Annotated in this window: 11 protein-coding genes; 6 read left to right on the forward strand and 5 right to left on the reverse strand. The window is 66.9% G+C overall.

What is annotated here, in order from left to right; genetic code table 11:
* Positions 1-155 precede the first annotated feature (155 nt).
* The gene (locus tag AC51BJ_RS05640) at positions 156-737 is read left to right on the forward strand and encodes an HNH endonuclease (RefSeq protein ID WP_020165490.1); all 582 of its coding nucleotides are present in this window, start codon (positions 156-158) and stop codon (positions 735-737) included.
* 3 nt (positions 738-740) lie between these two features.
* Here the strand turns inward: AC51BJ_RS05640 and AC51BJ_RS05645 are convergent, their stop codons facing one another.
* A complete protein-coding gene (locus AC51BJ_RS05645; protein ID WP_496279593.1) occupies positions 741-2861 on the reverse strand; it encodes an HDOD domain-containing protein in 2121 nt (706 codons plus the stop codon).
* A gap of 324 nt (positions 2862-3185) precedes the next feature.
* Between AC51BJ_RS05645 and AC51BJ_RS05650 the strand changes: the two genes are divergently transcribed.
* Positions 3186-3758 (forward strand): Spy/CpxP family protein refolding chaperone, encoded by a 573-nt coding sequence (locus tag AC51BJ_RS05650; RefSeq protein ID WP_430434761.1) that lies wholly within the window; start codon positions 3186-3188, stop codon positions 3756-3758.
* A gap of 6 nt (positions 3759-3764) precedes the next feature.
* Here AC51BJ_RS05650 and trpC read toward each other — a convergent pair whose 3' ends face one another.
* The 4 genes from trpC to AC51BJ_RS05670 form a co-directional block, all read right to left on the reverse strand.
* A complete protein-coding gene (gene trpC, locus AC51BJ_RS05655) occupies positions 3765-4601 on the reverse strand; it encodes an indole-3-glycerol phosphate synthase TrpC (RefSeq protein WP_496279594.1) in 837 nt (278 codons plus the stop codon).
* 8 nt (positions 4602-4609) lie between these two features.
* Complete coding sequence (gene trpD, locus AC51BJ_RS05660) at positions 4610-5641, reverse strand: anthranilate phosphoribosyltransferase (RefSeq protein WP_496279595.1); 1032 nt, start codon at positions 5639-5641, stop codon at positions 4610-4612.
* Positions 5638-6216 carry an aminodeoxychorismate/anthranilate synthase component II gene (locus tag AC51BJ_RS05665; protein WP_019917246.1) on the reverse strand — a complete coding sequence of 193 codons (579 nt, stop codon included), beginning with the start codon at positions 6214-6216 and terminating at the stop codon, positions 5638-5640. Before AC51BJ_RS05665 ends, trpD begins: the two co-directional genes overlap by 4 nt.
* A 261-nt stretch (positions 6217-6477) precedes the next feature.
* Entirely contained in the window at positions 6478-7158 is a 681-nt protein-coding gene (locus tag AC51BJ_RS05670) for a GntR family transcriptional regulator (protein ID WP_304002046.1), read from the reverse strand.
* A 197-nt stretch (positions 7159-7355) separates the two neighbouring features.
* Here AC51BJ_RS05670 and dctP point away from each other — a divergent pair, with 197 nt between their 5' ends.
* Genes dctP through mdcA form a run of 4 tightly spaced genes read left to right on the forward strand, consistent with a single transcriptional unit; the run spans position 7356 to position 11903 of the window.
* Complete coding sequence (gene dctP, locus AC51BJ_RS05675) at positions 7356-8399, forward strand: TRAP transporter substrate-binding protein DctP (RefSeq protein ID WP_496279596.1); 1044 nt, start codon at positions 7356-7358, stop codon at positions 8397-8399.
* Positions 8400-8423: 24 nt separating this feature from the next.
* Positions 8424-8906, forward strand: a complete 483-nt coding sequence (locus AC51BJ_RS05680; RefSeq protein ID WP_430434825.1) for a TRAP transporter small permease — start codon at positions 8424-8426, stop codon at positions 8904-8906.
* A 1-nt stretch (position 8907) separates the two neighbouring features.
* Positions 8908-10257 (forward strand): TRAP transporter large permease, encoded by a 1350-nt coding sequence (locus AC51BJ_RS05685; RefSeq protein WP_430434826.1) that lies wholly within the window; start codon positions 8908-8910, stop codon positions 10255-10257.
* Positions 10258-10259: 2 nt separating this feature from the next.
* Positions 10260-11903, forward strand: a complete 1644-nt coding sequence (mdcA, locus tag AC51BJ_RS05690) for a malonate decarboxylase subunit alpha (RefSeq protein WP_496279597.1) — start codon at positions 10260-10262, stop codon at positions 11901-11903.
* Positions 11904-11916: the final 13 nt, after the last annotated feature.

Below are 11916 nucleotides of genomic sequence, written 5' to 3' on the forward strand. Positions count from 1 at the left end.
TTTGCTAAAGTGTCCGAGCACCTTGCGCGGCAACGTTTCCCGCGTCGCCGGGCGGATGCGTGACGACACACGTTTCACTTCGACTGACCGATTTCAGACCGAGGACGCGTAAGACGATCATGCTGGAGCACCCACCCCGGAGCATAGTTCACGAAGTGCGACGCCCGTCGCACCCGTGGATACTGACCCTCGACGCCAACGGCGTACCGCACCGCTGGGTCAGCTGGCAGCATGCCGTGTTCTATCACTCCAAGGATCTGGTGGCCTGGGTGGCCGGCAGTCACGAGTTCGAAATCCGCGGCGGCATCAATCGCGTCACTGGCGAACAGTCCTTCATCCGCACCAACAGCATCATCGCGATCAAGGGACGCAGCCACGCACACAAGCTGCAGACGGCCGTGCCGCCGCTGAACAACCGCGAACTGTTCCACCGCGACCGCTCGATCTGCGGCTACTGTGGCGGCGAGTTCTCGTACCAGAAGCTGACGCGTGACCACATCGTGCCGGTGTCGCAGGGTGGCCGCGACCTGTGGATGAACGTGGTGACCTGCTGCCGGCCCTGCAACCAGCGCAAGAGCGGCCGCACGCCGGAGCAGGCGCGGATGCAGCTGATGTACGCGCCCTACGTGCCGAACAAGGCCGAGTACCTCATCCTCAGCAACCGCAACATCCTGGCCGACCAGATGGATTTCCTCGCCCAGCATGTGAACGCCAACAGCCGCTGGAAGGCGGCCTGACGGTCAGAGCGAAACGCCCCCCGCCGCTGCCGGGCGACGGGTCGTGCGCGGCAGCAGCAGCTGAAACACGGTGCCCTGACCGACCGCGCTCTTGCACGACAGCGAACCGCCCAGCGAGCGGGCCAGCGCCAGTGCGTGCGCCGGCGTCGCCTGCTTGGCGCCGCTCCCGTCCGGCGCGAACAGCGCCGCCACCCGCCCGGCGTCCATGCCGCGGCCGAAATCGCGTACCCGGACCTCGACGAACAGCGAGCCATTGAGGTTCAGACCTTCGGCCGTGCTGACCGCGATGCGACCGGAGGTGCCGACCTGTTCGGCGCTGATTGCCAGCAGCGCGTGCAGCAGCTCGCGCAGCACGCCGAGCGGCAGGTGCAGCGGCGGCAGCGCCGCGTCGAGATGCAGTTCGGTCGAGATCGAGCGGGCCCGCAGCACGCGCTCCTCGACCTCCGCCACCGTCTGTTCCATCAGCTGATTGAGGTCGATGCGCTGGGCGTCGGCCGACACGTCGGGCGGACGGCCCTCGAACTGACGCAGCACGGTGTCGATGCGTTCGATCTGGTCGCCGAACACCGTCAGTTCGGAATCGACCATCGAATCGGCGCCCATCTTCAGGCGCATCGACTTGATCTGGTGCCGCATCAGGCCGAGCGGCGTGTGCAGGTCGGCGCGCAACTGGCGCGCATGCACGGCGTACTGCTCGGCCATGCCCTGCCGCAGTTCGTCCAGTTCGCGCAGACGCAGCTGCTGCTGGTGCAGGGCCCGCCCGGCCCCGTCGGCCAGCGCACGCAGTTCGTCGCTGCGGCGCATCAGCGCGGGCGCGAGACTGGCCGGGAAGTGGTAGAGCGCGAGCGCCTCGACGCCGGCTTCGCTGCACAGCGGCTGAATCAGGCCGGTCTGCCCGGGCGACACGCGCAGCAGGCGCTGCAGGCTGACCGGCAGCGCAGCGGCTTCACGCGCGTCGCTGCACAGCCAGGCCGCGCCGGACGACAGCTGGTGCCACACGCCTTCCAGCCCCGCCTGCCCGAGGTCGATGCGCTGAACGTTATCGCCCTGCTCCGCGATGGGCGTGAAGGCGCTGCCGCCCTGCCCGGCTCGGAGTATCTGCGGCGCCGGCAGGTCGAGCAGCAAGGCCGACGCCAGTTTAAGCATGGTCCACAGCGCGGGCTCGTCGCCCCGCGCATACACCTGGCCGAACAGCCCGGCGCGCGCGAAGCCGGTCAGCGCGGCGCTGTCGTCCGGCTGCGCGTCGGTGATGGCGAAGGTCGGACGATAGGGCGCACCGGCCGGGAGCAGCGTGTCGGCAGCGTCCACCTCGACCAACCGGCAGCGTTCGAACGCGCGGCTGTGCGCCGCCTGCAGCGCGATGTCGAGCGCATCGGCCGCCAGCCCGGTCAGGCGTTGTGCGAGCGCCCGTTGCTGCGTCGTGTCGGCGGCACCGCCACCCGCCAGTTCTTCGGCGGCGCGCGCCAGGCGCAGGTGCTCGGGCGCATCGGCGAAGAGCGCGCCGTCAGCGTGGGAGAAGCGCAGCGCATCCGCCAGTCCGGCCGACCATTCGGCAGACAGCAGCGCGGCGCCGACCTCGCCGTGATGTTCGCCGCCATAGGCGGTTTCGAACGCGGCCAGTTCGTGTTCCGTCGGCCGGTGCGCGTGCCGCTCGCCACCACCGGGTGCCGCCGCCAGCAGCGGCAACGCGACGTCGAGCAGCAGGCCGGCGATGAAGCTCTCGTCCGGATCGCAGCGACCGCCCGCAACGGCCAGTTCGCGGGCGATTTCGGCGCTCAGTATGGAGTGCGCCCAGAACGCATGGTGCCCGGCAAGATCGACGCCGCTGCGCTGGACGCGCGCGCGGCCGTCGAGCAGCGCCACCTGTATCAGCGCATGTCCGCAAGCGTCGATGACCGCGTCGATGCGCCGTCCGGCGCCGCCATCGCCGGTGGGCGTGGCGATCAGCTGCGATGCACGCAGCAGGCGCAGCACCCAGGCCGGATCGTGGCGCAACAGCGTATTGAGGGACGGAACGCCGGCCGGCAGCGCACGCAGTCCGAGTGCCACGTCCGCGAGAAGCGGCAGCGAAGGCAGACCGGACAGCATGGCACAGTCGATCGCGCGGGCGGCGGGGGCTGTCATGCGGACTGGACGATGTTATTGGACGCCGGGCCTGAGCCCGGCGCTGACCTCTTTGGTTTATCGGCCGTTCTTGAGACGGTATCTGCGATTGATCATACCGCAGCAAATCGACGGAAACCCGCGCCAATACTGGGATGCGGCGTGGGTCACGCCGTCGTTGCAGAGCAACGTCGCCCATTTCGCCCGCAACTCGAACGCCGGTGCCGGAATCGCATTCGGGGCGTCAACCTTTACAAATGGTTACGCCACTCGAAATCGGGGTTCACAGCAGCGGCACAAGCTGGCTTCGCTGCCGGAGCGTTCCGGCGAACGGAGAACCCGAACATGAAAACCCCTGAAAAATCATCTGTCCGCGGCCGCTGGTTTGCCGGTCTTGCCACCGCTGGTGCGCTGGCCGGACTGGTTGCCGTCAATCTGCCGGCACAGGCCCATCCGGGCGCCGAGGGCGGTGCCCACCCGGTCAAGCACGGTGAGCGCCACCACGGGCCGGAAGCGATGGGCAAGCGCATGGAACACATGGTCGAGCGCGTATTCACGAAGGTCGGCGCCAGCGAGGAACAGAAGGCGCGCGCCCGCGAGATCGTCAAGGCGTCCGGCGAGGAAATGAGGAAACTGCACGCCGGTCATGCCGACGACCGTCAGCAGATGCTGGCGCTGCTGTCGGCCGACACGATAGACCGCGGCCAGATCGAGCAGCAGCGTGCCGCCCGCCACGCTCAGATGGACGAAGCGTCGAAGGTAATGACACGCACGATGGCCGATCTGGCCGAAGTGCTGACGCCGGCACAACGCAAGGAGGCGGCCAAGTCGCTGGCCGGCATGGGTGGCCGCCACGGCCACCACGGCAAGCACCGCCACGGCGACGGCCCGCGCGCGCCGGAGGCGACGCGCGGCTGAGTCCGCTCAGGCGATGTCGAACAGGCGCGCCAGCTCGGCCCCCGGGTCGGCGGCGCGCATGAAGGCTTCGCCCACCAGGAAGGCATGCACGTCGCGGGCCCGCATGGCCGCGACGTGTTCCGTTGCGAGGATGCCGCTTTCGGTGATTACGACGCGGTCGGCCGGAATGCGCTCAAGCTGCGACAGCGTGAAATCCAGCGACACTTCAAAGGTGCGCAGGCTGCGGTTGTTGATGCCCATCAGCGGCGTATCGAGCTGCAGCGCGAGATCCAGTTCGCCGGCGTCGTGGCTTTCCACCAGCACCGCCATGCCCAGTTCCGTCGCCAGCGACTCGAGTGCGCGCATGTCGGCGACCGCGCAGGCCTGCTGCGCCGCGTCGGCTTCGCCCGAGGGCGGCAGGAAGGCGGCGACGATCAGCAGGATGCAGTCCGCGCCCATCGCCCGCGCCTCGACCACCTGATACGGGTCGATGATGAAATCCTTGCGCAGCACCGGCAGGCTGCAGGCGGCGCGCGCTTCGACCAGATAGTCCGGGCTGCCCTGGAAGTACTGGCGGTCGGTCAGTACCGACAGGCAGGCCGCGCCCCCGGCCTCGTACGAGCGGGCGATGTCGGCCGGCCGGAAGTCGGCGCGCAGCACGCCCTTGGACGGGCTGGCCTTCTTCACTTCGGCAATCACCGCCGGCTTCTTCGCGGCGACGCGCGTCTTCAGCGCAGCGACGAAGTCGCGCGCCGGCGGCTGCTCTTCAGCACGTAGGCGCAGCGCTGCCATCGTCTCCGCGACAAGACCGTTGGCGATTTCGTCGCGCTTGGTGGCAAGGATCTTCTGCAGGATGTCGGACATGGGCGGCCTCAGTTCGCGAACGAGCGCGACAGCTCGACCAGCTTGTCGAGACGCTGCCGCGCCGCGCCGGATTCGATGGCTTCGCGCGCCCGTTCGACGCCGTCGCGCAGGCTGTCCGCCACGCCCGACACGTAAAGGCTGGCGCCGGCATTGAGCAGCACGATGTCGCGCGCCGGCGGAAGCGTGCCGTCGAGTGCAGCCAGCAGCATGTCGCGCGAAGCCTGCACGTCGGCTACGCGCAGTGTGTCCAGCGCGTGCACCGCCAGCCCGAAGTCGGACGGATGTACGGTGTATTCCTTCACCTCGCCGTCGCGCAGTTCGCCGACGAAGGTGTCGCCGCTGATCGACAGTTCGTCCAGCCCGTCGCGGCCATGCACCACCATCACGTTGCGCGAGCCCAGTTCCTTCAGCACGCGCGCCAGGATACCGACCAGGTCGGCGTGGAACACACCCATCACCTGGTTGGCCGCCCCGGCGGGATTGGTCAGCGGGCCGAGGATGTTGAACACGGTGCGCACGCCCAGTTCGCGCCGTACCGGCGCCGCGTGCTTCATCGCGCTGTGGTGATTGGGCGCGAACATGAAACCGACGCCCACCTGTTCGATGCAGGTCGAAACCTGGGCCGGCGTCAGGTTCAGATTGACGCCCAGCGCTTCCAGCACGTCGGCCGAACCGCTCTGCGACGAACTGGCGCGCCCTCCGTGCTTGGCCACGCGCGCGCCGGCCGCCGCGGCGACGAACATCGACGCGGTAGAAATATTGAAGGTGTGCGCACCGTCGCCGCCAGTGCCGCAGGTGTCGACCAGTGTCTGGGTGTTGTCCACCGGCACCTTCATCGACAGTTCGCGCATCACCAGCGCCGCGGCCGCGATCTCGCCCACCGTTTCCTTCTTCACCCGCAGGCCGATCAGGATGGCGGCGATCAGCGTCGGCGACACCTCGCCGGTCATGATCTGACGCATCAGCGCGGTCATCTCGTCGCGGAAGATTTCGCGGTGCTCGATCACGCGCTCGAGCGCCTGTTTCGGGGAAAAAGTCATGCGCCGGCCCTCCACTCGTCGAGGAAGTTCTTCAGCATCTGGTGACCGTGCTCGGTCAGGATGGATTCCGGATGGAACTGCACGCCCTCGATGGCCAGCGTTTTGTGCCGCATGCCCATGATCTCGCCGTCGTCGGTCCAGGCGGTCACTTCGAGGCAGTCCGGCAAGGTGTCGCGCGACACCGCCAGCGAGTGGTAGCGGATGGCGGTGAAGGGATTCGGCAGACCGCGGAACATGCCCTTGTCGAGGTGGTGGATGGCCGCCGTCTTGCCGTGCATCACCACCTTGGCGTGCACGACGTCGCCGCCGAAGGCCGCACCGATGCTCTGGTGGCCGAGGCAGACGCCGAGGATGGGGTACTTGCCGGCAAAGGCCTTGATCAGCGGCACCGACACCCCTGCCTCGTTCGGCGAACAGGGGCCGGGCGACACCACGATGTGGTCCGGCTTCAGCGCGTCTATCTGTTCCAGCGTGATCTCGTCGTTGCGGAACACGCGCACGTCCTCACCAAGTTCGCCGAAGTACTGGACGAGGTTGTAGGTGAAGGAGTCGTAATTGTCGATCATCAACAGCATGGTGGCTTCTTCCGATGGCCGTGTTTCGGAGCATTCTCAACCTTCGCGGCGCCCGGCGCACGGACAGACACGGCCGGCGACGACGGGCGGATGGTGAAGGGAGGGCTGGGGCGCACGCAGGGCGTGCAGGGAGGGCGGTTCAGGCGGCAGGCTTGCGCCAGCGCAGGCCGGAATACGGGGCGGCAATGATGATCGTCGGGCGCATGCCGCGGATTATGGCGTGCGGCGTGGCCTTGTACAAGGCGGCACCGCAGCTGTGCGTCAGGCGCCGGCCGCGCTCAGCTGCCTGACCGACGCCACCAGGTCGGTGAAGCGCTCGCCCTGCACCTGGATGTGGCCGCGGATGCGGTCGGCCGCAAGATCACCCTCGCCAGCGACGATGGCATCCACGATGGACTGGTGCTCCGAATACGAAACCTTCATCCGGTTGCGCACGCGCAGCTGCAGCCGGCGATAAGGACGCAGCCGGCGGTGCAGGCTGATCGCCTGTTCGGCGAGGAAGCCGTTGTGGCTCGCCATATATATCTGGCGGTGGAACAGTTCGTTGAGCCAGTAGTAGGCGTCCGGGTTGTCGGCATCGCGGGCGGCCTCGCAGGCCTGGTGCGCCGCGCGCAGCGACGCGATCTCATCCTCGGTGATGCGGCGCGCCGCCAGCCGGGCGCACATCGCCTCCAGTTCGGCCATCACGTCGAACATTTCGCACAGGCGGTGTGGCTCGATCTCGGCCACCACCGCGCCCCGCCTCGGGCGCGTATCGACCAGACCGGCCGACGCCAGCTGGATCAGCGCCTCGCGTATCGGCGTGCGCGACACGCCGAATTCAGCCGCCAGCTCCTGCTCGTCGAGCCGGGCACCAGGGCGCAGCGCGCCGGTGACGATCTGTTCCTCGATCTTTTCGCACAGCTGTTCGGACAGGCGCAGTGGCGCCGGGGCGTGGTCCATGTCGGGCTCCTTGCTCATTACAAAAAAGTATAGACAAAGCTTGACTCTGAATACACCGAATCCTATCGTGTATACACGTTTGACTTTTCTACATACAAGAACTGATCTGACGTATCCGCCGCGTATCAGCCCCCACCGCACAAAACAAGGGGGTGCGGCACCACCACCATGCATCCAATCGACTGGAGGAGACTTGCATGAAATCCCAGCGCCGTTCCGTCCTGCGCGGCTTTGTCGCGACCACCCTTTCTGCATCCCTGCTGGCCCTCGGCCTGGGCGCCGCCCAGCCGGCGTTTGCCCAGACCACCCTGAAGCTTTCGCACCAGTTCCCTGCCGCCACCACACCCGACGGTGACTTCCGCGACCGCCTCGCCAAGCAGTTTGCCGCCGAAGTCGAGAAGCGTACCCAGGGTCAGGTCAAGATCACCGTCTATCCCGGCAATTCGCTGATGAAGACCAACACCCAGTTCGGCGCGCTGCGCAAGGGCGTGCTGGACATGTCGGTCCTTCCGCTGGCCTATGGCGGCGGCGAGGTGCCGGAAGTGAACCTGACGCTGATGCCGGGCCTGATCACCTCTTACGAGCAGGGCCTGCGCTGGCGCACCTCGCCGATCGGGCAGCAGCTTGAGAAGCACCTCGAAGAAAAGGGTCTCAAGATCCTGACCTGGGTGTGGCAGGCCGGCGGCATCGCCTCGTCGACCGAGAAGCCGCTGGTGGCGCCTGACGACGTGAAGGGTGTCAAGTTCCGCGGTGGCAGCAAGGAAATGGACGTGATGCTGAAGGGCGCGGGTGCCGCCATCACCAACGTGCCGTCGAACGAAATCTACAGCGGCATGCAATCCAAGGTCCTCGACGCCGCCCTGACCTCGTCCACCTCGCACATCAGCTTCCGCTTGTACGAGACGTCGAAGTCCTTCACGTCCGGCCGCAAGTACAGCTTCTGGTACATGTTCGAGCCGCTGCTCATTTCCAATGACGTGTTCAAGAAGCTTACGCCGGAACAGCAAAAGGTGATGGTCGAGGTCGGTCTGAGCCTCGAGAAGTTCGCGATGGAAGAGGCCAAGAAGGACGACGAGCGCGCGGCGGAAGTGTTCGCCAAGGCCGGCGTCAAGGTGGCCGATATGGACGAGGCCGCCTTCCGCAAGTGGCAGGCGCTGTCGCAGCAGACCTCCTGGAAGGACTTCGCCGACAAAGTGAAGGACGGACAGCGCTGGATGGATATGGCCACTTCGGTCAAGTAAGCCACCGAACGCGGAGGAAACGCCATGTTCTCGCTGATCTCCGGCGCGCTGCGCCGGTTCAACCGGCTCGCCGCCTACACGTCGGGCATCGTCATCATCGCCAGCTCGATGATCCTGGTCTGGCAGGTCGCCGTGCGCTACTGGCTCAAGTGGCCGACCGACTGGGAAATCGAGCTGTGCGTGATGCTGCTCATCATCTCGACCTTCATGAGCGCCGCTCACACCCAGAACGAACGCAGCCACGTGACCATCGAGGCGATGGAATCGCTGCTGCCGCACGGCGTAAACATGCTGCGCAAACATCTCGCCGACCTGCTGTCGCTGGCCTTCTGCGCCTTCGTCGCCTGGAACGCCTGGCAGTTCTTCCACGAAGCATGGGTGGACGGCAAGACCAGCTCATCAATGTGGGCACCCAAGCTGTGGATACCGTATTTCTTCGTCGCGCTCGGCATGTCCACGCTGACGCTGGAACTGGCGCTGCAGAATCTGCGCCGCAAGGAGGCCTGAAATGGACATGCTCACCCTTTCGCTGCTGTTCGCCGCGGCGACCTTCATTGCACTGTTCTCCGGCATGCCGATAGCGTTCGCGGTCGGCGGCGTGGCGGTGGTGTTCATGGTCGCCTTCATGCCGCTGTCGTCGCTGGCGCTGGTGACCGAAACCATCTACGCCGAGCTGGACAACTTCACCTTGCTCACCATCCCGCTGTTCGTACTGATGGGTGCCGCCATCGGCAAATCACGCGCTGGCGAGGACCTCTATGCCTCACTGAACCGCTGGCTCTACCGCATTCCTGGCGGCCTCGGCGTGGCCAACACGCTGGCCTGCTCGGTGTTCGCGGCGATGTGCGGCTCCAGCCCGGCCACCTGCTCGGCCATCGGCAGTTCGGGCATTCCACAGATGCGGGCGCGCGGCTATTCCGAGGGCCTGGCCACCGGCCTGATCGCCGCCGGCGGCACGCTGGGCATCCTCATCCCGCCCAGCCTCACCCTCATCCTCTACGGCCTGGCGGCCGAGCAGTCGATCGGCAAACTCTTCATGGCCGGCGTCGGCCCCGGCCTGCTGCTCACCGTGCTGTTCGCGCTTTACGTGATGTGGAAATACACGAAAGAGAAGAACGCGCTGAGAGCAGCGGCCGCCAGCGGCGGTGACAGTTCGCACGCGCTGCTCCAGGACGAGCACTACACCTGGGCCGAGCGGCTGGAATCGCTGCCGCGCTTCGCGCCCTTCCTCGCCGTGATCGCCATCGTCATGATCGCGCTGTATGGCGGCTGGGCCACGCCGTCGGAAGTGGCCGGCATCGGCGCCTTCTTCTCGCTGCTGATGGTGATGACCATCTACAAGTGCTACCGCTGGTCCGACCTCAAGGTCATCCTGAACGGCACGGTGAAGGAGAGCTGCATGATCATGATGATCATCGGCATGTCCTTCCTCTACACCTGGGTCATGAGCAATCTGAGCATCACCCAGTCCGCCGCGGAATGGCTGGTGACGCTGCCGCTGGGCAAGTGGGGCTTCTTCGTCGCGGTGTGCGCGCTGCTGCTGGTGCTGGGCTTCTTCCTGCCGCCGGTTGCCATCATCCTGATGGTGACCCCGATCGTGCTGCCGGCGCTGAAGGCCCACGGCATCGATCTGATCTGGTTCGGCGTCATCATGACCATCCTGATGGAAATGGGCCTCATCCATCCGCCGGTCGGTCTGAACATCTTCGTCATCAATGGCATTGCGCCGGACATTCCGCTGAAGAAGATCATGTGGGGCGTCATGCCCTTCATAGGGCTGATGACCGCCGCCGTGCTGCTGCTGTGCCTGCTGCCCGAGATCGCCATGTGGCTGCCCAACCACTACCACGGGAGCTGAGCATGGGCGCGCCCTGGAATCAGCGTGCGGCGCGCCGGGCGCGCCGGCTCGAACGGCTGGCGTCGCTGACCCGCGGCCGCGAGATCGTCGCGGCCGACATCATCGCCGCGCTGGAAGCGGCGATCGAACCGGGCGACCGCGTCTGCCTCGAAGGCAACAACCAGAAGCAGGCCGACTTTCTCGCCGAATCGCTGGCCGACTGCTCGCCCGAGCGCCTGCACGATCTGCACATGGTGCAGTCGGTGCTGGCGCTGCCTGCGCACATCGACGTGTTCGAGCGCGGCATCGCGAACCGGCTCGACTTCTCCTTCTCCGGCCCGCAGGCGAACCGGCTGGCGCGACTGGTCGAGGAACGGCGCATCGCCATCGGCGCCATCCACACCTACCTCGAACTGTTCGGCCGCTACTTCGTCGATCTCACGCCCGACGTGTGCCTGATCGCCGCGCAGGCGGCGGACGCCGACGGCAACCTCTACCTCGGCCCGAACACCGAGGACACGCCGGCCATCGTCGAGGCGACCGCCTTCCGCCACGGCATCGTCATCGCGCAAGTGAACGAGCGGCTCGACCGTCTGCCGCGCGTCGACATCCCGGCCGACTGGACCGACGCCTTCGTCGTCGCGCCGCGCCCCAACTACATCGAACCGCTGTTCACCCGCGACCCGGCGCAGATCACCGAAATCCAGGTGCTGATGGCGATGATGGCGATCAAGGGCATCTACGCCGAATACGGCGTGCAGCGCCTGAACCACGGCATCGGCTTCGACACCGCGGCGATCGAACTGCTGCTGCCCACCTACGCCGAATCGCTGGGTCTGCGCGGCAAGATCTGCAGCCACTGGGCGCTGAATCCGCACCCGACGCTGATTCCGGCGATCGAGGCGGGCTTCGTCGAATCGGTGCACAGCTTCGGCTCGGAGGTCGGCATGGAGAACTACGTCGCCGCCCGCTCCGACGTGTTCTTCACCGGCCGCGACGGCAGCATGCGGTCCAACCGCGCCTTCTGTCAGACCGCCGGCCTATACGCCTGCGACATGTTCATCGGCTCGACGCTGCAGATCGATCTCGCCGGCAACAGCTCGACCGCCACGCTGGGCCGCATCGCCGGCTTCGGCGGCGCGCCGAACATGGGCTCCGACGCGCGCGGCCGGCGCCACGCCAGTCCGGCCTGGCTGCGCGCCGGCCGCGAACGCGCCGGCACCGCCATCGCCACGCGCGGCCAGAAGCTGGTGGTGCAGACGGTGGAAACCTTCCGCGAACACATGGCGCCGGCCTTCGTCGACAGGCTCGACGCCTGGCAGTTGATGGAGGACATGGGCATGGACCTGCCGCCCATCATGATCCACGGCGACGACGTCACCCACATCGTGACCGAGGAAGGCATCGCCAACCTGCTGCTGTGCCGCAGCGCCGCCGAGCGCGAACAGGCGATACGCGGCGTCGCCGGCTACACGCCGGTCGGCCGCGCACGCGATGCGCGCATGGTGGAGAACCTGCGCGACCGCGGCGTCGTCCGCCGCCCTGAAGACATCGGCATCGACAAGCGCGACGCCACACGCGACCTGCTTGCCGCGCGCAGCATCAAGGACCTGGTGCGCGCTTCCGGCGGCCTGTACGACCCGCCCCGCCGCTTCCGCAACTGGTGAACGGAGACCCGAC

It is taken from the genome of Methyloversatilis sp. S146-33, from assembly GCF_059552495.1.

Bases quoted from the DNA above. Each gene is read 5' to 3' on its own strand.
- AC51BJ_RS05645 (WP_496279593.1), bottom strand. From the start codon at position 2,861: ATGACAGCCCCCGCCGCCCGCGCGATCGACTGTGCCATGCTGTCCGGT.
- AC51BJ_RS05650 (WP_430434761.1), top strand. From the start codon at position 3,186: ATGAAAACCCCTGAAAAATCATCTGTCCGCGGCCGCTGGTTTGCCGGT.
- trpC (WP_496279594.1), bottom strand. From the start codon at position 4,601: ATGTCCGACATCCTGCAGAAGATCCTTGCCACCAAGCGCGACGAAATC.
- trpD (WP_496279595.1), bottom strand. From the start codon at position 5,641: ATGACTTTTTCCCCGAAACAGGCGCTCGAGCGCGTGATCGAGCACCGC.
- AC51BJ_RS05665 (WP_019917246.1), bottom strand. From the start codon at position 6,216: ATGCTGTTGATGATCGACAATTACGACTCCTTCACCTACAACCTCGTC.
- AC51BJ_RS05670 (WP_304002046.1), bottom strand. From the start codon at position 7,158: ATGGACCACGCCCCGGCGCCACTGCGCCTGTCCGAACAGCTGTGCGAA.
- dctP (WP_496279596.1), top strand. From the start codon at position 7,356: ATGAAATCCCAGCGCCGTTCCGTCCTGCGCGGCTTTGTCGCGACCACC.
- AC51BJ_RS05680 (WP_430434825.1), top strand. From the start codon at position 8,424: ATGTTCTCGCTGATCTCCGGCGCGCTGCGCCGGTTCAACCGGCTCGCC.
- AC51BJ_RS05685 (WP_430434826.1), top strand. From the start codon at position 8,908: ATGGACATGCTCACCCTTTCGCTGCTGTTCGCCGCGGCGACCTTCATT.
- mdcA (WP_496279597.1), top strand. From the start codon at position 10,260: ATGGGCGCGCCCTGGAATCAGCGTGCGGCGCGCCGGGCGCGCCGGCTC.